General features: G+C 71.1%; 15 protein-coding genes and 1 pseudogene. 4 read left to right on the top strand and 12 right to left on the bottom strand.

Annotated elements, in window-relative coordinates; genetic code table 11:
• Positions 1–65: 65 nt before the first annotated feature.
• The 3 genes from ABZ951_RS22680 to ABZ951_RS22670 form a co-directional block, all read right to left on the bottom strand.
• Positions 66–5,069, bottom strand: a complete 5,004-nt coding sequence (locus tag ABZ951_RS22680; protein ID WP_344094366.1) for an NAD-glutamate dehydrogenase — start codon at positions 5,067–5,069, stop codon at positions 66–68.
• A gap of 374 nt (positions 5,070–5,443) precedes the next feature.
• Positions 5,444–6,124 (bottom strand): HAD family hydrolase, encoded by a 681-nt coding sequence (locus tag ABZ951_RS22675; RefSeq protein ID WP_344094364.1) that lies wholly within the window; start codon positions 6,122–6,124, stop codon positions 5,444–5,446.
• Positions 6,125–6,175: 51 nt separating this feature from the next.
• On the bottom strand, positions 6,176–6,679 hold the full coding sequence (locus tag ABZ951_RS22670) for a hypothetical protein (protein WP_344094362.1): 504 nt from the start codon (positions 6,677–6,679) through the stop codon (positions 6,176–6,178).
• A gap of 323 nt (positions 6,680–7,002) precedes the next feature.
• Between ABZ951_RS22670 and ABZ951_RS22665 the strand changes: the two genes are divergently transcribed.
• On the top strand, positions 7,003–7,458 hold the full coding sequence (locus tag ABZ951_RS22665; protein ID WP_344094359.1) for an Rv3235 family protein: 456 nt from the start codon (positions 7,003–7,005) through the stop codon (positions 7,456–7,458).
• Between the two features lie 55 nt (positions 7,459–7,513).
• Here ABZ951_RS22665 and secA read toward each other — a convergent pair whose 3' ends face one another.
• On the bottom strand, positions 7,514–10,336 hold the full coding sequence (gene secA, locus ABZ951_RS22660) for a preprotein translocase subunit SecA (protein WP_344094356.1): 2,823 nt from the start codon (positions 10,334–10,336) through the stop codon (positions 7,514–7,516).
• 222 nt (positions 10,337–10,558) lie between these two features.
• On the opposite strand from secA, the gene ABZ951_RS22655 reads away from it, so the two are divergent.
• Together ABZ951_RS22655 and ABZ951_RS22650 are read left to right on the top strand one after the other, a co-directional pair.
• Entirely contained in the window at positions 10,559–11,152 is a 594-nt protein-coding gene (locus ABZ951_RS22655) for a GNAT family N-acetyltransferase (RefSeq protein ID WP_344094354.1), read from the top strand.
• A gap of 60 nt (positions 11,153–11,212) precedes the next feature.
• Positions 11,213–12,424 (top strand): crosslink repair DNA glycosylase YcaQ family protein, encoded by a 1,212-nt coding sequence (locus ABZ951_RS22650; RefSeq protein ID WP_344094351.1) that lies wholly within the window; start codon positions 11,213–11,215, stop codon positions 12,422–12,424.
• A gap of 76 nt (positions 12,425–12,500) precedes the next feature.
• On the opposite strand, the pseudogene ABZ951_RS22645 reads toward ABZ951_RS22650, so the two are convergent.
• The 8 genes and pseudogenes from ABZ951_RS22645 to mtnA form a co-directional block, all read right to left on the bottom strand.
• Positions 12,501–12,617 (bottom strand): annotated as a pseudogene (locus ABZ951_RS22645) (LuxR C-terminal-related transcriptional regulator); the annotation flags it as partial.
• A 64-nt stretch (positions 12,618–12,681) separates the two neighbouring features.
• Positions 12,682–13,425 (bottom strand): response regulator transcription factor, encoded by a 744-nt coding sequence (locus ABZ951_RS22640; RefSeq protein WP_344094348.1) that lies wholly within the window; start codon positions 13,423–13,425, stop codon positions 12,682–12,684.
• 206 nt (positions 13,426–13,631) lie between these two features.
• Positions 13,632–14,321 carry a ribosome-associated translation inhibitor RaiA gene (gene raiA / locus ABZ951_RS22635; protein WP_344094346.1) on the bottom strand — a complete coding sequence of 230 codons (690 nt, stop codon included), beginning with the start codon at positions 14,319–14,321 and terminating at the stop codon, positions 13,632–13,634.
• Between the two features lie 315 nt (positions 14,322–14,636).
• Positions 14,637–15,371: a ComF family protein gene (locus ABZ951_RS22630; protein WP_344094343.1), complete on the bottom strand. Its 735-nt coding sequence runs from the start codon at positions 15,369–15,371 to the stop codon at positions 14,637–14,639.
• A 123-nt stretch (positions 15,372–15,494) separates the two neighbouring features.
• A complete protein-coding gene (locus ABZ951_RS22625; RefSeq protein ID WP_344094341.1) occupies positions 15,495–17,336 on the bottom strand; it encodes an LpqB family beta-propeller domain-containing protein in 1,842 nt (613 codons plus the stop codon).
• Complete coding sequence (mtrB, locus tag ABZ951_RS22620) at positions 17,326–19,344, bottom strand: MtrAB system histidine kinase MtrB (RefSeq protein ID WP_344094339.1); 2,019 nt, start codon at positions 19,342–19,344, stop codon at positions 17,326–17,328. Before mtrB ends, ABZ951_RS22625 begins: the two co-directional genes overlap by 11 nt.
• 1 nt (position 19,345) lies before the next feature.
• Positions 19,346–20,023: a two-component system response regulator MtrA gene (mtrA, locus tag ABZ951_RS22615; protein WP_005486885.1), complete on the bottom strand. Its 678-nt coding sequence runs from the start codon at positions 20,021–20,023 to the stop codon at positions 19,346–19,348.
• 142 nt (positions 20,024–20,165) lie between these two features.
• A complete protein-coding gene (gene mtnA, locus ABZ951_RS22610) occupies positions 20,166–21,323 on the bottom strand; it encodes an S-methyl-5-thioribose-1-phosphate isomerase (protein WP_344094335.1) in 1,158 nt (385 codons plus the stop codon).
• A gap of 178 nt (positions 21,324–21,501) precedes the next feature.
• Between mtnA and ABZ951_RS22605 the strand changes: the two genes are divergently transcribed.
• Positions 21,502–22,725: a glycerophosphoryl diester phosphodiesterase membrane domain-containing protein gene (locus ABZ951_RS22605; RefSeq protein ID WP_344094333.1), complete on the top strand. Its 1,224-nt coding sequence runs from the start codon at positions 21,502–21,504 to the stop codon at positions 22,723–22,725.
• Positions 22,726–22,911: the final 186 nt, after the last annotated feature.

Raw genomic sequence — 22,911 nt, 5'->3', positions numbered from 1 at the left:
TCAACCCGGCAAAAGGGGCGCCCCCGGGGATTTCTCCCCGGGGGCGCCCCTTGTTCACTCCAGCGTCAGCTGTGGGTCCGCAGCAGGGTCCGCATCGTCCGCATGGCCACCGAGAGGTTGGCCAGGTCGAAGGAGTCCGAGCCGTGGATCTCGTCCAGCGTGGTGCGCGCCCGGGTCAGGATCGCCGCGTTGCGCTCCTCCCACGCCCGGAAGCGCTCCTCCGGCGAGGAGGTGCCGTTGCCGACGGAGAGGATGTCGGCGGTGAGCGCCGCGTGGGCCGAGTACAGGTCCTCGCGGATGGAGGCGCGGGCCATGGACTGCCAGCGGTCGGACCGCGGCAGCTCGATGATCCGGTCCATCAGCTGGGTGATGTGCAGGCGGTCGGCGAGGTCGTAGTAGACCTCGGCGACGTCCAGCGGCGCCTTGCCCGTGCGGTCCGCGACGGCGACGATGTCCAGCGCCGGGAAGGCGGAGGAGAAGCCCGCCACCCGCACGGCCAGCTCGTCCGGCACCCCGGCCGCCACGAGCTCGTCGTGGATGGACTGCCACCAGTCGATGTCGGCGCCCTTGAGCAGCTTGGGCAGCTCGTTCCAGACGGTGGCCACGCCGTCGTGGAAGAACTCGATGGTCTCCGCCAGCTGGAGCGGCTGCGGGCGGTTGTTGAGCAGCCAGCGCGTGCCGCGCTCGACCAGCCGCCGCGAGTGCAGCCGGATCCGGGTCTGCACGTCGGCCGCGGCGACGTTGTCGAGCGCCTCGACGGCGTCCCAGACGCCGTTGAGACCGAAGATCTCCCGGGCGGCGGCCTGCGCCCGCACGATCTCCTCCAGCGACGCCCCGGTCTCCTCCCGCAGGCGGTGCAGGAAGGTCGAACCACCGCTGTTGACGGTGTCGTTGACCAGGATGGTCGTGATGATCTCGCGGCGCAGCGCGTGCCCGTCGATCTGCTCGCCGAAGGACTCCCGCAGGGCCCGCGGGAAGTAGGCGAACAGCAGCCGTTCCAGGTACGGGTCGTCCGGCAGCCCGGTGGCGAGCAGCTCCTCGGCGGCGGTGATCTTGATGTAAGCCAGGAGGACCGCCAGCTCCGGCTGGGTCAGCCCCCGGCCGGCGGTGAGCCGCTCGCGGATCTGCCGGTCGGTGGGCAGGAACTCCAGGGCCCGGTCGAGGTGGCCGTCCCGGGTGAGGCGGCGCATGATCCGCTGGTGCGCGTGGAGCAGGCTGGGCGCCTGGGCGACCGCGTTGGCCAGCGCCACGTTCTGCGCGTAGTTGTTGCGCAGGACCAGCTCGCCGACCTCGTCGGTCATCTCCGCGAGGAGCTTGTTGCGCTGCTTGACGGTCATGTCGCCGTCGATGACGAGCGAGTTGAGCAGGATCTTGATGTTCACCTCGTGGTCGGAGGTGTCGACACCGGCGCTGTTGTCGATGGCGTCGGTGTTGCAGCGCCCCCCGACGGAGTGGCCGCCGGCGGACTCCGGCCCGCCGCTCAGCGCGAACTCGATCCGGCCGAGCTGGGTCAGGCCCAGGTTGCCGCCCTCGCCGACGACCTTGACCCGCAGGTCCTGGCCGTCGACGCGGATCGCGTCGTTCGCCTTGTCGCCTACGTCCGCGTGCGACTCGGTGGACGCCTTCACGTACGTGCCGATGCCGCCGTTCCACAGCAGGTCCACCTGCGAGCGCAGGATGGCCTTCATCAGCTCCGCGGGGGTCATCTTGGTGACGCCCGCCTCGATGCCGAGCGCCTGGCGCACGTGCGCGTTGACGGGGATCGACTTGGCCGTACGGGGGTGGATGCCACCGCCCGGGGACAGCAGGGAGGTGTCGTAGTCGGCCCAGGAGGAGCGGGGCAGCTCGAACAGCCGGCGGCGCTCGGCGTAGGAGACGGCCGCGTCCGGCGTCGGGTCGAGGAAGATGTGCCGGTGGTCGAACGCGGCCACCAGGCGGATGTGCTCGGAGAGCAGCATGCCGTTGCCGAAGACGTCACCGGACATGTCACCGACGCCGACGACCGTGAAGTCCTCGGTCTGCGTGTTGTGGCCGAGCTCGCGGAAATGGCGCTTGACCGACTCCCAGGCGCCGCGGGCGGTGATGCCCATGCCCTTGTGGTCGTAGCCGGCCGAACCGCCGGAGGCGAAGGCGTCCCCGAGCCAGAAGCCGTAGGACTGCGCGACCTCGTTGGCGATGTCGGAGAACGTCGCGGTGCCCTTGTCGGCGGCGACGACGAGGTAGGTGTCGTCGCCGTCGTGGCGCACGACGTCCTTGGGCGGGACGACCTCGCCGCCGACCATGTTGTCGGTGATGTCGAGCAGACCGGAGATGAAGGTCTTGTACGAGGCGATGCCCTCGGCCAGCCACGCGTCACGGTCCACGGCCGGGTCCGGCAGCCGCTTGCCGACGAAGCCGCCCTTCGCGCCGACCGGCACGATGACGGTGTTCTTCACCATCTGCGCCTTGACCAGGCCCAGGACCTCGGTACGGAAGTCCTCACGCCGGTCGGACCAGCGCAGACCGCCGCGCGCGACCTTGCCGAAGCGCAGGTGCACGCCCTCGACGCGCGGGGAGTACACCCAGATCTCGTACGCGGGGCGCGGCGCCGGCAGCTCGGGCATGGCCTGCGGGTCGAGCTTGAGGGAGAGGTAGCCGTGCGGCTTGCCCTCGGGGTCGCGCTGGAAGTGATTGGTGCGCAGCGTGGCCTTGATGACGGTGAGGAAGGCCCGCAGGATGCGGTCCTCGTCCAGGCTCGCCACCTGGTCCAGGGCGCCGTCCAGCTCCTCCAGCAGCCCGTCGATCAGCTCCCGCCCGGCGCGCTGCAGCGCCGGCGACATCCGCGCCTCGAAGAGGTTGACCAGCAGCCGCGTCGTGTGGACGTTGGTGCTGAGGGTGTCCTCCATGTAGGACTGGCTGAAGGGCGAGCCCGCCTGCCGCAGGTACTTCGCGTAGGCCCGCAGCACCATGGCCTGCCGCCAGTCGAGACCGGCCCGCAGCACCAGCTTGTTGAAGTTGTCGTTCTCCGCGACGCCCGTCCACACCGCCGCGAAGGCGTTCTGGAAGCGGGTGCGCGCGTCGTCGCCCTCGATCCGCTCGGGCATCCGCAGACCGAAGTCGTAGATCCAGGCGGTCGTCCGGTCGGAGCAGCGCAGCTCGTACGGGCGCTCGTCGACGACCTCGACGCCGAGCCGGTGCAGGACCGGCAGGACGGCGGAGAGCGAAACGGGCTCACCCGTGCGGTAGATCTTGAAGCGGCGCTCGCCGGGGCCCGCGCCGACCGGCTCGTAGAGGCTGAGCTCGAAGTCGTGGCCGCCGCCGGCCGTGGTCAGCTTCTCCAGGTGACCGAGGTCGGAGACGGCGCTGCGCGGGTTGTGGTCGGCCTTGTAGCCCTCGGGGAACGCCTGGCCGTAGCGGCGCAGCAGCTCGGCGGCGCGCTCCTCGCCGACCTCGGCGGTCAGCGTCTCGGCGAAGCCGTCCGCCCAGGAGCGGGCGGCCTCCACCAGCCGGGCCTCGATCCGCTCGACGTCGGCGTCGGTGAGGTCCGGCAGGGTGGAACCGGACTCGACGCGCACGACGAAGTGCAGCCGCGAGAGGACCGATTCGGTGTTCCAGGCGGTGAAGTCGACGCTGCTGCCGCCGAGCTCCTCCTTGAGGATGTCGATCAGCCGCAGCCGGACGCCGGTGGTGTAGCGGTCGCGCGGCAGGTAGACGAGCGCGGAGTAGTAGCGCCCGTAGGTCTCCTGGCGCAGGTACAGCCGCAGCCGGCGGCGCTCCTGGAGGTAGAGCACGCTGGTGGCGATGGCCCGCAGCTGATCGGCCGGGGTCTGGAAGAGCTCGTCGCGCGGGTAGGTCTCCAGGATCTGGAGCAGGTCGCGGCCGTCGTGGCTGTGGGGGGTGAAACCGGCGTCCGCGAGGACCTGGGAGACCTTGCGGCGCACGACGGGGACGCGGCGCACGGACTCGGTGTACGCGGCGGAGGAGAACAGGCCCAGGAAGCGGCGCTCGCCGATCACATTGCCGTCGGCGTCGAACTTCTTCACCCCGACGTAGTCGAGGTAGGAGGGGCGGTGCACGGTGGCGCGGCTGTTGGCCTTGGTGAGGACGAGCAGCTTGTGCTCACGGGCCTTGGCGCGGGCGTCGGCCGGCAGCCGGTTGAACGAGGGGGAGACGGGGCCGGCGTGGTGGCCCTCGTCGTGGTGCGTGGGGTCGGAGCGCAGAATGCCGAGCCCGGTGCCGGGGACGGCGCTGAGCACGTCCTCCTCGCCGGTGTCGGTGGCGAGCTTCGTGAGCTCGTACTCGCGGTAGCCGAGGAAGGTGAAGTGATCGGCGGCCAGCCAGCGCAGCAGCTCGCGGGCCTCGCCGACCTCCGACTCGGGCACGTCGTCGGCGGTGGGCTCGTCGGCCAGGCCGTCGGCGATGCGCAGCGCGGCGTCGCGCATCTTGCCCCAGTCCTCGACGGCCTCGCGGACGTCGGAGAGGACCCGCAGCAGGTCGGCGGTGATCTGCTTGAGGTCGCCGCGGTCGGTCTCGCGGTCGATCTCGACGTGGATCCAGGACTCGGTGAGGGCGTCGTGGGGCAGGACGGCGTCCTTGCCCGAGCCGTGGGCGTCGCAGTTGGAGCCGAGGACCTCCAGCAGGCGGCCGGTGAGGTCACGGCGCACGACGACCTGGGGGTGGATCACGACATGGATGCCGCGCCCCTGGCGGGAGAGCTCATTGGTGACGGAGTCCACCAAAAAGGGCATGTCATCGGTGACGACCTCGACGACGGAGTGGGTGCACGTCCAGCCGTTCTCCTCGACGGTCGGGGTGTGCACCCGCACGTTGGCGGTGCCCTGCGGCCGGTTCTCGGCGAGCCGGTAGTGCGAGAGCGCGGCGCCGAAGACGTCGACCGGGTCCCGGCCGCTGAGATCCTCGGGCGCGGTGTGCAGGTAGTAACGCTGGAGGTACGCGGTCAGAGTCTCCGGGTCGAGACTGCCCTCGCCCTTCGGCCCGGTCGGTTGCTGCCCCCCGGCCGGGCTGTTCTCAGCGACACGGGCCGCCCGCTCGAGCAGCTCGGCCTTGGCTTCGTCCAGCTTGGTCTGCATGTCCTCTGGCTCCTGTCGCGCGCCATTGCGTGACATAGGTGGTGGAGGCATCACGCCGCGACGCGGGGTATCCGGTCGTCCTCGACGGTATGCCGGAATGAGAGGTGATCGGGGCGTTCTCGACCAACTTCGTCGGACGGACCCGATACGGGGGACCAGCGGCCGCCGGGGCGCGGTGGCGCTCCGGGCGCAGGACAGGGGCGCCGTCGCCCCTGCTGGATATCGCGCTGATCACCTGGTAAGGCTATCGCTCTTCCCCCGGGCGGCGTCATGAGCCGTTTGTGTACAAAACCCGGGGCGGAACTTTGACGGTATGGACAGCGACGCGCCCACCCTTCCGCCCTGGGTGACTCTCAGCCATCTCCGGCGCACGCTCAGCCCGCTTCCCGGCCCTCGCCGACCAGCCGCTCCGCTTCCCTGACCGCCTCCGCCAGGGTGTCCACCACGGGCACCCCGGCGCCGGCGAGCCCGGCCCGGCTGTGCGAGCCCCCGGTGTACAGCACGGCGTGGGCGCCCACGTGCGCGGCGGCGACCGCGTCGTCGAGGGCGTCGCCCACGACGACCGTCCGCCGGGGCGGTATGCCCTCCAGCCCGGCGAGGTGGCGGACCATGTGCTCCGCCTTGCTGCCGCCCGACGGGCCCGTACGGCCGTCGACGCGGACGAATCTCCGCTCGATGCCGAAGCCCCGGACCAGCGGCACCAGGTCCTCGTGCCCGTGCATGGACATGATCGACTGCGTGCGGCCGGCGGCCTGCCAGCGTGCCAGCAGGTCCTCGGCGCCGTCCGCGAGGCCGCAGCGCACGCGGTGGTCCTGATAGTGGCGGTGGAAGACCACGTCCATGTGGTCCCACTCGGCCGGGGTGGGCAGGCGGCCCATCAGCCGCTCGTAGAACAGCGGGATCGGGACGCAGTACAGCTCGCGGTACCGCTCCAGGGTGATCGGCTCCAGGCCGATCTCGGCGAAGGCGGCGTTGGTGGCCGCCATCACCGCGTCGATGTCGTGAAAAAGCGTGCCGTTCCAGTCCCAGACGATGTGTGCCACGTGCTTCCCCATGACGAAGACCGTACCGATCGGGTCTGACAATGCCGCCCCGGCCGGGCGCCGTCAGAGAAGGCCGGGAATCTCCTGAACGCCGAACCACATCAGCTCGTGGTCCTCCGCGCCGTCCACGGTGAACTGCGCGTCGTCGTCACCCAGGTCCGCCGCGCCCAGCGCCGCCGCCGCGGCCGCGACGTCCGCCTCGGCGTCGCCGGAGTCGATGTGGACGGCCGCCGCCTTCGCCAGGGGCACGGCGGCGGTGAGGCGCACCCCGCCGATCGTGGACCGGTCCAGGCCGCTGTCCGGGTCGAAGGCCGTGGCCCCGTCGGCCACGTCGAGGGCGACGACGACCCGGCGGCGCGCGGCTGCGGGGTCCGTGGCGAGCATGCGCAGCGACGCCTGGGCGGCCCGGCCGAGGGCCGCGTACTCCAGCTCCTCGACGTCCTCGGAGAGGTACCACTCGCGCAGCGCGGGGGTGACGGCGAACGCGTCCAGCGGGGCGGGGCCCAGCTGCCCGGTCCTGTGCGCCTCGGCGAGACCGGAGAGGGTCAGGGGGACGTAGACGCGCATGACAGCCGCTTTCCTGAAAGAGCCTGAAGACTGACGAACCGTGCTGCCAGCATACGGGCGCAGGTCCCCCTTCGAAGTGCCGGGAGCCCTGGTGCGGACGGCCCCGATCCGTCCACCGGGCCGCCCGCGGGCGGCCCGGGAACAGGGCCGCGAACAGGGCCGCGAAGAGCGCCGGGACCTCGCGGTCGCCCGGATAGGTGAACCCGTGCGGGCGGCCGCGGGGCGGCGGCCCGTCCTTGCCGCTCCCCGGCCCCCTGGGGAAGATCACCGCCGAAGCTACCGCCCGGTAATCCACCGGGCCCGGCACCTCGGGGGCGATCAGCATGCACAGGACCACCGGCTCCACCCGGACGGCCAGGACGACCGGCCCGGGCGGCAGGACGGCGCCACCGCGCCGCACCGACGCCCGGCGCCCCCAGCCGGCCCCGGCGGCCCGCCGCCGGGAGCGGGAGCGGCTGCCCCGCTACTGGTTCGCGGAGCGGCTGCTGCTGACCCTCAGCGGCCAGCGCCCCGTCCACTGGATGCTCGGGCACACCCTCGGCGCCGCGTACGACCAGCTCGCCGTGCTGGCCCCGCAGGCACCGCTGCGGCCCGCGCCGCCGGGCCGCGCGCCGTTCGTCCGGCACTGCGGCGAGTTCCTGCCCCGGCCCGGAGTGATCGAGGCGTACGCCCGGGTCGTCGTCGGCGACCGGCTGCACGCGCTCGCGTTCCGCCTGGAGCGCGGCACGGACCGGCGGTGGCGGTGCGCGGCGGTCGAGCTGGGCGGGGCCCGCACATGACAGCGGCGGGGCGGGGCACCTTTTCCGTGCCCCGCCCCGCCGCCGCTGTCCGCCGTTACTTCTTGCGGCGGCGGCCACCGCTGTTCTTCTGGGCCTTGCGGCGCTCCGCGCGCGTCATGCCGTCCGCCGCGGAGCGGGTCGGGCGGTCGTCGCTGGCGAAGTCGCCCTCGACGACACCGCCCTCGCCGTCCACCGTGGGGGCCGAGAAGTGCAGCCGGTCGGGCCGCTGCGGGGCGTCGAGGCCCTTGGCACGGATCTCGGGCCGGGCACCGGCGGGCACGGCGTCCTGGACGTCCTTCTCCAGGGACGGGCGGGCCGCGTCCTGCACCGGGACCTCCTCCAGCTGCTGGTCGACCTGGACCTCCAGGTTGAACAGGTAGCCGACGGACTCCTCCTTGATGCCCTCCATCATGGCCTGGAACATGTCGAAGCCCTCGCGCTGGTACTCGACCAGGGGGTCCTTCTGGGCCATCGCGCGCAGGCCGATGCCCTCCTGGAGGTAGTCCATCTCGTAGAGGTGCTCACGCCACTTGCGGTCGAGGACCGACAGCACGACGCGGCGCTCCAGCTCCCGCATGATGTCGGAACCCAGCTGCGCCTCGCGGGCCGCGTACTGCTCGTGGATGTCGTCCTTGATGGACTCCTCGATGAACTCGGCGGTGATGCCCGCGCGGTCGCCGGCCGCCTCCTCCAGCTCCTCGACGGTGACCTTCACCGGGTAGAGCTGCTTGAACGCGCTCCACAGCCGGTCCAGGTCCCACTCCTCCGCGAAGCCCTCGACGGTCTCCTGGCGGATGTAGTCGTCGATGGTGTCGTCCATGAAGTGCTTGATCTGCTCCTGCAGATCCTCGCCCTCCAGGACGCGGCGGCGCTCGCCGTAGATGACCTCGCGCTGGCGGTTGAGCACCTCGTCGTACTTCAGGACGTTCTTACGCGTCTCGAAGTTCTGCTGCTCGACCTGGGACTGCGCGGAGGCGATGGCGCGGGTGACCATCTTGTTCTCGATCGGCACGTCGTCGGGCACATTGGCCATGGCCATCACGCGCTCGACCATCTGGGCCTTGAACAGCCGCATCAGGTCGTCACCCAGCGACAGGTAGAAGCGGGACTCGCCCGGGTCGCCCTGACGGCCGGAGCGGCCGCGCAGCTGGTTGTCGATACGGCGCGACTCGTGGCGCTCGGTGCCGAGCACATAGAGCCCGCCGAGCGACTTGACCTCTTCGAACTCGGCCTTGACCGCGGCCTCGGCCCGCTCCAGGGCCGCGGGCAGCGCGGCCGCCCACTCCTCGACGTGCTCCACCGGGTCCAGGCCGCGCTGGCGCAGCTCCGCCTCGGCGAGGTCGTCGGGGTTGCCGCCGAGCTTGATGTCCGTACCACGGCCGGCCATGTTGGTGGCGACGGTGACGGCGCCCTTGCGGCCGGCCTGGGCGACGATCGACGCCTCACGGTCGTGCTGCTTGGCGTTGAGGACCTCGTGCTGGATGCCGCGCTTGGCGAGCTGCTGCGAGAGGTACTCGGACTTCTCGACGGACGTGGTGCCGACCAGGATCGGCTGGCCCTTCTCGTGCTTCTCCGCGATGTCGTCGACGACCGCGTCGAACTTCGCGACCTCGGTCCGGTAGATCAGGTCGGACTGGTCCTTGCGGACCATCGGGCGGTTCGTCGGGATCGGCACCACACCGAGCTTGTAGATCTGGTGGAACTCGGCGGCCTCGGTCATCGCCGTACCGGTCATGCCGGAGAGCTTGTCGTAGAGGCGGAAGAAGTTCTGCAGGGTGATCGTGGCGAGGGTCTGGTTCTCGTCCTTGATGTCCACCCCTTCCTTCGCCTCGATCGCCTGGTGCATGCCCTCGTTGTAGCGGCGGCCGGCGAGGATACGGCCGGTGTGCTCGTCGACAATCATGACCTCGCCGTCCATGACGACGTAGTCCTTGTCCTTCTTGAACAGTTCCTTCGCCTTGATGGCGTTGTTCAGATAACCGACGAGCGGGGTGTTGACCGACTCGTAGAGGTTGTCGATGCCCAGCCAGTCCTCGACCTTGGCGACGCCGGCCTCGTGAATGGCGACCGTGCGCTTCTTCTCGTCGACCTCGTAGTCGCCGGTCTCTTCGATCATCTTCTGCGGGTTGGCCGGCTCGCCCTTGGTGAGGCGGGTGACGAGCTTGGCGAAGTCGCCGTACCACTTGGTGGCCTGGTCGGCCGGGCCGGAGATGATCAGCGGCGTACGGGCCTCGTCGACGAGGATGGAGTCGACCTCGTCGACCACCGCGAAATTGTGGCCGCGCTGCACCAGCTCGTCCTGCGACCACGCCATGTTGTCGCGCAGGTAGTCGAAGCCGAATTCGTTGTTGGTGCCGTAGGTGATGTCGCAGCCGTACATCTCACGGCGCTGCGCCGGGGTCATATTGGCGAGGATGCAGCCGACCGAAAGCCCGAGGAACTTGTGGACCCGGCCCATCATCTCGGAGTCGCGCTCCGCCAGATAGTCATTCACCGTGATCAGGTGGACACCCTTGCCCGACAGGGCGTTCAGATAGGTGGGGAGCGTACCCACGAGGGTCTTGCCCTCACCGGTCTTCATCTCCGCGACATATCCGAGGTGCAGGGCCGCGCCGCCCATGAGCTGGACGTCGTAGTGGCGCTGGCCGAGGACGCGCTTGGCCGCCTCGCGCACGGTCGCGAAAGCCTCGGGGAGCAGGTCGTCCAGGCTCTCACCGTCGGCATAGCGCTGCTTGTACTCGTCGGTCAGAGCCCGCAGCTCGGCGTCGGAGAGGGAGAGGAAGTCCTCTTCGATGGAATTGACCTGGTCCGCGATGCGGTGCAGCTTGCGCAGGATCTTGCCTTCTCCTGCACGCATGATCTTGCCGAAGACGGACACGTAGGCTGACTCCTTGCCGGTCGGGCCTGGCACTGGGGTCCCCCGCCGCAGGCAGGGGAAGGTGCGCGGGCACGACGGGACAGTCCCCGCCGCAACGGCCATCGTAAGCGAGGACCCCGCCGCGCCGGGAGGTCCGTCGGCACCGAGGCCGGGTTGTCACCCGCATATGGAACGAACGGATATTCCCGAAGGTGCCGGGCCCCCGGAATCTAGACTCCGCGCATGGAGCCCCTGACCCTCACGACCGAGCGCCTGCTGCTGCGCCCCTTCGCCCCTTCCGACGCGGAAGCCGTGCACGCGGCCTGTCAGGACCCGGACATCCCGCGCTACACCAGCGTGCCGTCCCCCTACCGGCCGGAGGACGCCGAGGTGTTCATCGGGGACACCTGTCCGAACGGCTGGCGTGATGACTCCATGTACACGTTCGGTTTCTTCTCCCGGGAAACCGGCGAGCTGGCGGGGGCGATGTGCCTGGTGCGGCTCGCCCAGTTGCGCACGCCCGAGCGGCAGGCGGAGCTCGGCTACTGGGCGGCCAAGGAGCAGCGCGGCCGGGGGTACACGGTGGAGGCGTCGCGCGAGGTGATCCGCTGGGCTTTCGCGGACCTGGGCGTGGAGCGGATGGAGTGGTACGCGGAGGCGGGCAACGAAGCCTCCCGGGCGGTCGCCCGCAAAATCGGGTTCCGCATGGAGGGCACCCTGCGGGCGAAGATCCTGCACTCCGGTACGCGCCGTGACGCGTGGATCGCCTCCCTGCTGCCCTCGGACCTGGGGCAGCCCTCGGAAACGCCGTACCTGCCCTACCCCGAGCGCGGCTGACCGGACGGGGGACCGGGCGTTGTCAGTGGCCGCCCCTAGGCTGGCGGCATGGTCTCCAGCATGACAACTGCCGCCGCTGCCAAGGGCCCTGCGCCCGCACACCACCTGTCGGCCGGCGAGGCGCGGCGCATGGCCCTGCGGGCCCAGGGACTGCTCGGCGCCCCGGACCGCCGGGCGGGGGTGCGCGGGGTGCTGCGGCAGCTGGGCGCCGTCCAGCTGGACACCATCTCGGTGCTGGCCCGGTCGCACGAGCTGGTGCCGTACGCGCGGCTGGGCGCGGTCGGCCGCGGCCCGGTCGAGTCGGCGTACTGGACGCCGCGCGCGGCGGAGGCGGCCCCCGGGCCGCCGCACAGCTTCGAGTACTGGTCGCACGCGGCGTGCATCCTGCCCATCGAGGAGTGGCCGCTCTTCGCGTTCCGGCGGCGGGCCTTCCAGGCGCGGGGCCACCGCTGGCACGTGATGAAGGACGCCGAGCGCTCCTGCGCGGCCGTCCGTGACCGCCTCAAGGCCGACGGCCCCCTCACGGCGACGCAGTTGGGCGGCGCGAAGAACGGCGGGGAATGGTACGACTGGTCGGAGACGAAGATCGCGGTGGAGTGGCTGCTCGACACGGGCGAGGTCGTCTGCACCGAGCGCCGCGGCTGGAAGCGGGTGTACGACCTGGCGGAGCGGGCGGTGCCGGAGCCGCTCTTCCATGACGACCTCACCGACACCGAGTGCATACGGCGTCTGGTGGCCCAGGCGGGCGCGGCCATGGGCGTCGCGACGCGGGCGGACCTCGCGGACTACCACCGCCTCAAGGGCGATCAGGTGGACGCGGTCATCGAGGGCACGGGCCTGGTGCCGGTCGAGGTGGCGGGGTGGTCCAAGCCGGCCTGGGCGGATCCGGCGGTGCTGGCCGCACCGCCGCGGGGCCGCCACCGCACGACGCTGCTCTCGCCCTTCGACTCCCTGGTCTGGGACCGGCCACGCACGGAGCGGATCTTCGGCTTCACCCACCGGCTGGAGGCGTATGTGCCCAAGCCCAAGCGGGTGCACGGATACTTCGCCATGCCGTTGCTGACGGGCGGGCGCCTGGCGGGCCGGGTGGATCCGGCTCGCGAGGGCGGCACGCTGGTGGCCCGGCAGGTGTCGCTCGACGGCCCCGAGGCGGTGGCCCCCATGGCCCGGGCCCTCCGGGAGGCCGCCGAGTGGGTGGGCTGCGACACGGTGCGCATAGAGCGCTGCGACAGCCCCGCACTGGCGGCGGCTCTGGTCACGGCCCTGGCCTGACTCGGGGGCGGTCCTGAGCACGGTCCGGGCACAGCCCGGTCCCGGGCACAGCCCTGGGCCGGTCCTGGGCCCGCCGTCAGCGGATCTCCAGAATCTTCTCCCGCATCGCGTACACCACAGCCTCCATCCGAGAGTGCAGCTGCAACTTCTCCAGGATGTTCCGGACGTGGTTCTTCACCGTGTTCTCGCTGATACTGCGCCTCCCCGGGGGATAACCCCCGGACCCCCAGCCGCGGCAGCAGCAGCGTCAGCCCGCGTCAGCGGATCTCCAGAATCTTCTCCCGCATCGCATACACCACAGCCTCCATCCGAGAGTGCAACTGCAACTTCTCCAGGATGTTCCGGACGTGGTTCTTCACCGTGTTCTCGCTGATGAACAACTCTTTGGCGATATCACGGTTGTTCATACCGGTCGCGACGAGCTTCAGCACCTCCAGCTCCCGGTCGGTGAGCCGGGGCGCCGGCACCAGCCGGCGCTCGTCGGTGCGCTGGATCATCGACTTGAACTCGGTCAGCAGCTTGGACGCCATCGAGGGGCTGATCTGCGACTGACCGTCCGCGACGGCCCGGATCGCGGTGGCCACCTCGTCGGTGGAGATCTCCTTGAGGAGGTAGCCGGTCGCCCCCGCCTTGATCGCGTCGTAGAGATCCGCTTCCTCGTCGCTGATCGTCAGCATGATGATCTTGGCGCTGGGTGCGACCTCCTTGATGGAGGTACAGGCTTCGATGCCGCCCCGCTTGGGCATGCGGACATCCATCAGAACGATGTCGGGCAGCAGGTCGGCGGCTTTGTCCACGGCCTCGGCACCGTCACCGGCCTCGCCCACGACCTGGATGTCCTCCTCCTGTTCGAGGACGATCTCCAGCCCCCGGCGGAAGAGCGCGTGGTCGTCCACGACCAGCACCCTGATGGGGTCCTCGCGTGTCGTGCCCCGGTCGCCGCCGGCGCCCTCGTCGTCGTCCTCGCCGGGCACCGGTACGGGCCCGAACCTGTCCGCCATCGTTCCTCCCCCTGAAGGCCCCTGAAGGCCCAGAGCCCCTCACGGTTTGCAGTCTGCTGCTGCGCGCCAACCGGTTTCGGCGAACCGGCGGTTGGCCGCCCGGCCATGATTTCATGCCGGGCGGCCGGGCGGGGATACCGCACTCGCACGGGGGTGCCCCCGGAGTGCGGCAGCACTCCAAGGGCACCGTTCACAGCGGGATGGACTCAGCCGCCGAGCGCCCCGCCCGCACCGCCCGGCTCCGCTTCGAACAGCGGGTCGGCGTTGAGACGGATGACGCCGTAGTCGTACGCGTGCCGCCGGTAGACGACACTGGGCATCTTGCTCTCGGAGTCGACGAACAGATAGAAGTCGTGACCGACCAACTCCATCTCGTAGAGCGCCTGGTCGAGTGTCACCGGAGCGGCGGTGTGGGTCTTCTCCCGGACCACCAGGGGGCCTTCGCCCTGGACTTCCAGCGGTCCCATACGAGTGACCGGCACGCCGTCCACCGGGTGGTCCGCGACGAGTTCACCGCTGTCGGTGAGCTCCGCGGCACCGATCACGGTCGACGCGACATCGCTCGCGGGAATCCGTCCGTTGCCCCGGCGGGTGTGACGCTTGTCGTTCTGCTTGCGCAGCCGCGCTTCCAGCTTTCCGGCGGCCAGGTCCAGCGCGGCGTACGGGTCGGCAGCCGCTGCTTCCGCCCGGATCACCGGTCCACGGGAACGGACGGTGATTTCCACACGGTCGGAGCGGTCGGCCTGCCTGGGGTTGGGCTCCTTGGACACCTCCACGTCGAGGCTGATCACCTTGCCGTCGAGCTTCTGGATCTTGTCCAGCTTCAGCTTCTCGGCCACGTGCTTGCGAAAGCGCTCGGGCACCTCGGTCTTGCGGCCTTTGACGACGATGTCCACGCAGAACTCCGTTCCCGGATCGCCCCGCCGAAGGTGCGGAGCGCATCCCTCTTGCAACAGACTCCGGGGATACCCGGAGCCACCGACTAGGCGGTTGTCACCTCCTCCTCCCCCATCGGCAGGTCTACACCCCGTCGACTTCCAGCATCCGCGAAAGCGCGCGAAACGCGCCATTCGGAGATAAGAGGCATAGCACCTGCCATTCCTCACAACCGAACATATCTCGCTCGGACGACTGTCGGTAGTCCCTACCGGGACGTACCTCCATTCAGGTGTTTTCCCGCCGTTTCCATCAGGAACGAATCGCGTTCCCGGTCAGTTCCGGTTTATTCCGAAGGAACGCGAAGGCGCGGCCACCACAGCGGCTCCCAGCACCTCGCCACCCGCCCGGGAGACGGCCCGGGCGGCCTCGGTCAGCGAAGCTCCGGTCGTCATCAGGTCATCCACCAGCACCACCGGCTCTTCCCCCATCAGCAACCGCTCCGCCCCCTCGGCTACCCCCAGTGCCCCCGAGACATTCGCCCCGCGCAGCTCCGCGTCCAGCCCGGACTGGTCGGCGACGAGTCTGCGCTGCCGCAGCAGCGCCGCCACCCGAACAGGCGTACCCTCCCGTCGCAGCTCTCTCGCGGCGGCCAGCGCGATCCGCCGCCCCGCGTCGTGCCCCCGCGCCGCGACCGCCCGCCGCGCCGAAGGCACCGGCACCAGCAGAAACGGCCCCGCCCCGGCCCGTATGCCACCGCCCGGGGCCCCGGCCCGGTCGTGGACGACCGAGTGCACCGCTCCCGCCAGCGCGGCCCCCAGCGGCCCGGCCAGCGCCAGCGCGCCTCTCTCCTTGTGGGCGAGCAGCGCCGATCGCACCGTGTCGCCGTACCGTGCCGCCGCGTGAACGGGCGGCAGCCCGGCCGACACCGGGTCCGGCCACACCCGCCGTGCCGGGCCCCCGCTCAGCGCGCCACGGCACCGCTCGCACAGCACCGTCCGCTGCCGGCCGCACCCCGCGCAGTCCGCCGGCAGCACCAGGCCGGTGATCTCCTGCCACCACCCGCGCATGCATCCACTGTCCCGCCGGGCGGTCGCCGCTGCCACCCCTGTGGAAAACCCGCAGGGGCACGGGACCCCGGCACGAGCACCGGGCTCCCGGCCCTTCAGCTCCTGGCCACCCCGGCTGCCCGGCTACCCGGGGTAGACGGGTGCCGACCCTTCCTTGGTCACCAGCTTCCAATTGGTGTCCGGCAGCAGGCGTACGATCCCGCCGTCCCGCTCGGCGACCAGCGCCGACACCTTGGACGCGTTCTCCGGCGCGGCCACTCCCCGCACGCCCGTGATCCCGGGCAGCGCCGAGGCGTTCGACACCGAACCGTCGGTCTCGATGTACTGCAACAGCTGCAGGCCGCCCTGCTCGTTCCCCGCCACCAGCAGCCGGCTGCCGCCGGCCCACGACACCGCGTCGACCTGCTCCAACCGCGGCGCCACCGAGCGCAGTTCCTGCACCGAAAGGCTCGGCTTCCCGGCGCCGCCGCGCCGCTCGACGCGGCCCAGCTTCACGGTCGTCCGGTCGCCCTTCGTCACCAGCAGCGCGATCCGCACCCCGTCCGCGGCCACCCGCAGCCCGGTGATCCGCCCGCCGTCGAGCCGGGGCACCTGGACCTCCTCGGGCGCGCCCGTCCCGCCGGGCAGGCGCAGCAACCGCGGCCGGTCCGGGTCCTGGTCCGCGACCCACAGATCGCCCAGCCCGTCCCAACTGGGCGGCGTCAGACCCGTTTTGCCACTGCCCCGGACGGTCAGCCGGGCGTCGCCCAGCGGCGCGCCGGACTCCAGCTCCGCGACGTACAGCGCCTGGCCGTTGGCCGCCACGCCCGCCGCCCGGGGCGCGGTGCCGCGGTCCACCGCCACCGACTTCAGCTGCACGCCGTTGTCCGCGCCGAAGGGGCCCGGCACGCGCCGGGCGGTGTTCTCGCCGTCGGCCAGGCTCACCATGCGGTGCTGCGCGTCGACGAAGTACTGCCGGTCGGGCGGGCCGGAGCTCGGGTCGTGCGTGTACGACCGGGCCTCCTCCCGCCCCAGCGTGCAGAGCTGCGAGCCGTTCTCGCGCTGCAGCGTGACCTGGCTGACCTTCACCGACTGCTCCTGCACGGTGTAGAGCAGTTGCGCCGCCATGCGCCGGCACAGGTCCTGGCTGGTGGCCGACGCCGCCTTGTTCAGCCGCACCTTCAGCGCGTTCGAGTCGTCCAGGGAAAGCCGCTGGTCCACCACCTGGGTGCCCGTCGGGAAGGCCGTCGAGGCCACCGGGTTGAGCCAGCTCGTCGGCCCGTCCAGCAACGCCTTGACCGTGGAGGTCACGGGGTCTATGCGCTTGCGCAGATAGACGGGGTCCGCGACGAGCACGTTCCGCCCGCGGTCCGGGCCGCCCGCGCCCAGCTCCGCGAAGTAGTACTTGTTGACCGAACGGTAGATCCGCTGGAAGTCGGCGTTCCCGAGCACCACACCGGGCGGCAGGGCGTCGATGCGCCACTCGCCGTCCTCCCGCGCCATGTGGATCTGCGTCTGGTAGGGGCGCTCGTCCGGCTTGTACGCGTGCTTGGCGTCGATCCTCGCGATCTGCTTGCCGGTGAGGGTGACGGTGTAGTCCTCGGCCCGGTCCCCGGTGCGCTCGACGCTCACCTGGGGCGGGCCGGCCAGCACCGTCGTCACCGAGCCGGGCTCCCACTTCCGCTTCGCGCTCTTGGCCAGGTACAGCCGGGCCGTGGCGTAGTCAGGGTCGTCGCTGGTCGTCGCCTCGAGGAAGCCCGCCACCAGTTCCTGCGGCTGCTCCCCCTTGTGCGGCGCGACGCCGTACACCCGCACCTGCGAGTCGGCGTCGGCCCGCCGCGAGGAGTCGACCTCGGTGACCTCTCCGCTGTCCGGCATGGAGGCGCAGCCCGCCAGCAGCGCGCCGCTGAGCGCGAGCGCGCCGAGACCAGCCGAGCGCCGCCGCGCACCCCGCTCCGGGCGGTGTCGTCTTCGTTCAGCGCCCACGCGACTGCCCTTCGTGTCCGGCCCGTCCGGCCCGTCCTGCCCCGGCGCCGTCGGCCCTGTCGAAGGGCGCGCCCCCGGGCCGTGCGACGACCCGTGCCCCGCTGCCCGGCAGCGCCGTCGGGTCCACCGACGGCGGCGCGCTGCGCGTCTGCGCGGGCACGGGCGACTGCCCCTGGCCCTGCGCCGGCACTCCGCCGTTGCGGCCCGCCACGGTCGGCGGCACTCCGGATTCGTTCAGTCCGCGGTTGCGCCGCGAGTCGTCGGGTTCCAGCGGGATCGGCGAACCGCGCAGCGCGTCCCCCGCCGTCCGCGGCAGCGTCAGCCGGAACTGCGAACCGCCGCCGGGCTCGCCCCACGCCTGCAGCCAGCCGCCGTGGAGCCGCGCGTCCTCGACGGCGATCGACAGGCCCAGGCCGGTGCCGCCCGTCGTCCGGGCACGGGCGGGATCGGCCCGCCAGAAGCGGTTGAAGACCCGCGTCGCCTCGCCGGGCTTCAGGCCCACACCGTAGTCACGCACCGCGACCGCGACGGCACCGCCGGCGGCGGCCAGGCGCACGACCACATCCCGTCCTTCACCGTGCTCGACCGCGTTGACCACGAGGTTCCGCAGGACCCGCTCGACGCGCCGCGCGTCCGCCTCGGCGATCACCGGCTGCTCGGCACCCTGGACGATCAGGCCGGTGCCCTTGCGCTCGGCGAGCGGCTGCGCCCCTTCGAGGACGCGGTTGACCACATCCCGCAGGTCGACGGGCTCGGCTTCGAGCGCCGCGGCGCCCGCGTCGAAACGGCTGATCTCCAGCAGGTCGGAGAGCAGCGACTCGAAGCGGTCGACCTGCCCGAACAGCAGCTCCGCGGAGCGCGCGGTGACGGGGTCGAAGTCGCCCCGCGCCTCATGGATGACCTCGGCGGCCATCCGTACGGTCGTCAGCGGGGTGCGCAGCTCGTGCGAGACGTCGGAGACGAACCGCCGCTGCATCCGCGACAGCTGCTCCAACTGCTGGATCTTCACCTGGAGCGTCTGTGCCATCTTGTTGAAAGCCTCACCCAGACGGGCGATGTCGTCCTCGCCGGTGACCTTCATCCGTTCCTGCAGAACACCGGCCGCCAGCCGCTCGGAGATGCTGGCCGCCATCCGCACGGGCGTCACGATCTGCCGCACCACAAGCCAGGCGATGGCCCCCAGCAGGACGACCACGAACACCCCGGCGGTCGCCAGCGTGCCCTTGACCAGGCTGAGGGACTTCTCCTCCTGGGTGTACGGGAAGAGGTAGTAGAGCTGGTACGGCTCGCCGTTGACGTCGTACATGCGCTTGCCGACGATCAGCGCGGGCTCGCCCTCGTCGGAAGCGTCGTGCTTCACCGTCCCGGACCGCTCCAGCGCGCCCGTCTTGGTGTCGAGCTGTTTGCGCAGGTCGGCGGGGATGCTGAGCTCGGGGTCGACCTCGCCGGAGGCCCTGGGGCCGCGCGGGCCGCCGGCCGAGGCGCTGGTGCCGCCCGAGCTGAGGGCCACCACGTGGTAGACGCCCTGGCCGCCGCTGGCGAGCTGCTGCACCTGGGCCGTCAGCCAGGCCCCGGAGTCGGTGGTCCCGCGCGCGCCGGACTGCGCGGCGTCCTGACCGCCCCGGGTGTCGCTGTCGGCGGCGTCCCGCGCCGCCTTGAATCCGCCCTCGGCCTGGCTCTGCGAGGCGTGCCGCTTGGCTTCCAGCAGCCCGTTGCGCACCTGTCCGATGACGACCACGCCGAGCAGCAGCACCACGCCGACCGACATCAGCAGGGTCGTCGCGACCACCCGCAGCTGAATGTTGCGCCGCCACAGCCGCATCGCGGGCAGCAGCGGGCGCCGCACCCAGCGCACGTACAGCCTCAGCACCGGGTGGACGGACCCGGCGGCCGCGCCGTCGGACAGCAGCCGTCCGGCGCGCCGCAGCCGCCGGCGGAGAGATATGCCGCCCGCCGTGTCGACGGGCCGCCCCACGCCCCGCTCCGGGGCGGCACCGTTGCCCGACATGTCAGCTCGGCCCGGCCTTGTAGCCCACGCCCCGCACGGTCACCACGATCTCCGGCCGCTCGGGGTCCTTCTCGACCTTCGAGCGCAACCGCTGGACGTGCACGTTCACCAGCCGGGTATCGGCCGCGTGCCGGTAGCCCCAGACCTGCTCCAGCAGCACCTCACGGGTGAACACCTGCCACGGCTTACGGGCCAGGGCGACGAGCAGATCGAACTCCAGCGGGGTCAGCGCGATCGACTGGCCCTCGCGCTTGACCGAGTGCCCGGCCACGTCGATGACGAGGTCACCGATCGCCAGCTGCTCCGGCGCCGGCTCTTCCGACCTGCGCAGACGTGCCCTGATACGGGCCACCAGCTCCTTCGGTTTGAACGGCTTGACGATGTAGTCGTCAGCCCCGGATTCCAGTCCGACCACCACATCGACCGTGTCGCTCTTGGCGGTCAACATCACGATCGGCACTCCGGACTCGGCCCGGATCAGCCTGCAGACCTCGATGCCGTCCCGTCCGGGCAGCATGAGGTCGAGCAGCACCAGATCCGGCTTTGCCTCACGAAAAGCAGCAAGTGCCTTGTCGCCATCCGCTACAAACGACGGCTCGAAACCCTCACCACGCAGCACAATGCCGAGCATCTCGGCCAGTGCGGTGTCGTCATCGACGACAAGGACGCGTCCCTTCATATCGACATCATCCCATTTTCGCATCCGGTCCATAGAGCCGGGTGACACAGCTCACCTGTCGTGAGTGACACTTTCCGGTGTGTCCCATTGACCAGGGACACCTTCGGGCCCTGCCGCCCGGTGCGGATATCGCCTGTGGAAATCAGCCCGGCACACTCCCAAGTCCCGTTCGCGCTCTGGCACACAGCTCCGCCAGACCTTGCCGTGTGACCGGCGAGACCACGCCGTTCTCCGTGACGATCGCGGTCACCAGCTCCGGTGGTGTGACATCGAACGCAGGGTTGTACGCCTGCGTCCCCAGCGGTGCCACCGGCACGCCGGTGCCCACCTCGCCACCCGTTCCGGCCGGGGGCACCGCGGCGAACTCCGTCACCTCGTGCCCCGGCCGCTGCTCCACCTCGATGTCCGCGCCTTCCGCGGTCCCGAGGTCGACCGTGGTGCCCGGTGCCACCACGATGAACGGCACGTGGTGGTAGCGGGCGAGCACAGCCAGCGGATAGCTGCCCACCTTGTTCGCCACCGAACCGTCCGCGGTGATCCGGTCCGCGCCGATGAGGACCGCGTCGACCTCACCCGCCGCGAAGAGCGACCCGGCCGCGTTGTCGGTGAGCAGCGTGTACGCCATACCGGCCCGTGCGGCCTCGTACGCGGTCAGCCGCGCCCCCTGCAGCAGGGGCCGCGTCTCATCCACCCACAGGCGCCTCAGCTGCCCCGCACGGTGCGCGGCGGCCACTACGGCGAGGGCCGTGCCTTCGCCCCCGGAGACGAGGGCGCCGGTGTTGCAGTGGGTCAGGACGCGGTAGCCGCCGCCGGGCAGCAGTTCCTCCAGCAGGGCCAGCCCGTGTCCGGCCATGCGCGCGCTGGCCTCGGCGTCCTCCCGGTGCAGGGCGCGGGCTTCGGCGAGGGCGGCCGCGGCGGCGCGCTCGCTGTCGGCGCCGCCCTTGGCGGCGGCGTGGTACGCCCGCAGGGCACGCCGCACTCCGTAACCGAGGTTGACGGCGGTGGGCCGGGCGTGGGCCAGGGTCTCGGCGGCGTCGTCGACGTCGAAGCCGCGCACGGCCGCGAGGGCCAGGCCGTAAGCGCCGGCGATCCCCAGCAGCGGCGCGCCGCGCACGGCGAGGGAGCGTATCGCCTCGACCAGCGCCGGAACGTCCGTACAGACCAGCTCGACCTCTTCGGCGGGGAGCCGGCGCTGGTCGAGGAGGACGATCACCGGCCCTTCGGGGGGCTCGTCCCAGCGCAGGGCGGGCACGTCGGAAGGAAGGGCGGGTTCCGCGGGTACCGCGTACTGATCGGCCATCTGTCCAGTCTGCCCGTGTCGCTCCGAGTATTGAAGGTGCCCTTGTCGACCTCCCTCGTACGAGCTCCGGTGCGCGCCCCGCCGTGGCCCGTCGGGCGCCCCGGCGCCGTGACACGATTGCCAGCATTCGTGTCATCGCCGAACCCGGCGAACGGGCACCGAGAAGGAGCGACTGACAATGAACGACACTCCGGGCCGGGTCTCGCCCGGGCCCTCCCCCTCCGACGAGCAGGCGCCACCCGCTCCGGAACAGCCCGCTCCGGCGGATCGGGCCACCGGTGCGGACGAGGCGGCGCCCTCTTCGCAGTGGGCCCGGCAGCAGCCGCCCGAGGGCACCTGGTCCACTCCTGCCGCGGGCCCGCCGGCCCCCCGCCGTCCGGCCCGGGACCGCGCCCGGAGCACCGGGGGAAAGCGGGAGAACGGCGGGCACGGGGGCTGGGGCGGCAACGGCTGGGCCCCTCCCCCGCGTGCGCCGCAGCCCGGCGTGATCCCGCTGCGTCCACTGGGCGTCGGCGAGCTCATCGAGGGCACGATCCGCACGGTGCGTCTGAACTGGCGCACGGTTCTGGGCATTTCCTTTCCGCTGGCCCTCGCCACTCAATCGGTGGCGACCGTGGTCACGGGCCTGTGGCTGAAGGACGTGCCGGACCTGCGGGAGCTCTCGGAAGCCGATACGGCGAACCCCGGGGAGTTCCTGCGGACCATAGGTGACAGTCTCTCCGGTACGGGTGTCGCCTGGGCGGTCGGTCTGCTGGGCTCGATCATCGCCACGGCCATGCTGACGGTCATGGTCAGCCGCGCGGTGCTGGGGCGGTCGACCTCGGCCGGGGAGGCGTGGCGCAGTGCCCGGCCGCAGCTGGGCCGTATGTGCGGGCTGCTGGTCCTGGTGCCGCTGCTCATGGCCGGTGTCTGTGTCGTGGGGCTCGGCGGCGGGGTGCTGCTCTACGCGGCGGGCGCCGAGAGTGCGGCGGGCGGGATCACTGTTCTGGGTGGTCTCGTGGCGATGGTGGTCGCTACGTGGCTGTGGATCCGGTACAGCCTGGCGGCGCCGGCGCTGATGCTGGAGAAGCAGGGTGTGCTCGCGGCGATGCGACGCTCCGCGAAGTTGGTGCAGGGTGCCTGGTGGCGGGTTTTCGGTGTGCAGTTGCTGGCGCTGTTCCTCACTCTGGTGATTTCGATGGTGGTGCAGCTGCCCATCGGTCTGGTGGAGATGCTCGTCAACGGCGGCGCTTCGGTCGATCCGATGAGCTGGGCGGGCCTGGTGAGTGCGGGGATCGGAGCTGTCATCAGCTCGACGATCGCTCTTCCGCTCTCTGCGGGGATGACGGCGCTGCTGTATATGGATCAGCGCATTCGTCGTGAGTCCCTGGACTTGGAGCTCGCGCGCGCCGCGGGTGAATGACAAAAAACGTGCCGGGCCCCTTCTACGGAAGGGCCCGGCACGTTTGTGTGTGCGTCGCATTCGTTCGGGATCGTATTCGTATTCGTTCGGGAAATGCAGAAAGCCCCGGTAGGAACCGAAGTTCCCACCGGGGCTTTCATCAAAAATTGTTCGGCGGCGTCCTACTCTCCCACACGGTCCCCCATG

It is taken from the genome of Streptomyces sp. NPDC046215 (assembly GCF_040646215.1).
GTDB lineage: Bacteria > Actinomycetota > Actinomycetes > Streptomycetales > Streptomycetaceae > Streptomyces > Streptomyces stramineus.
The sequence above is the reverse complement of the archived record's forward strand: the minus strand, read 5'-3'. Positions and strand labels throughout refer to the sequence as shown.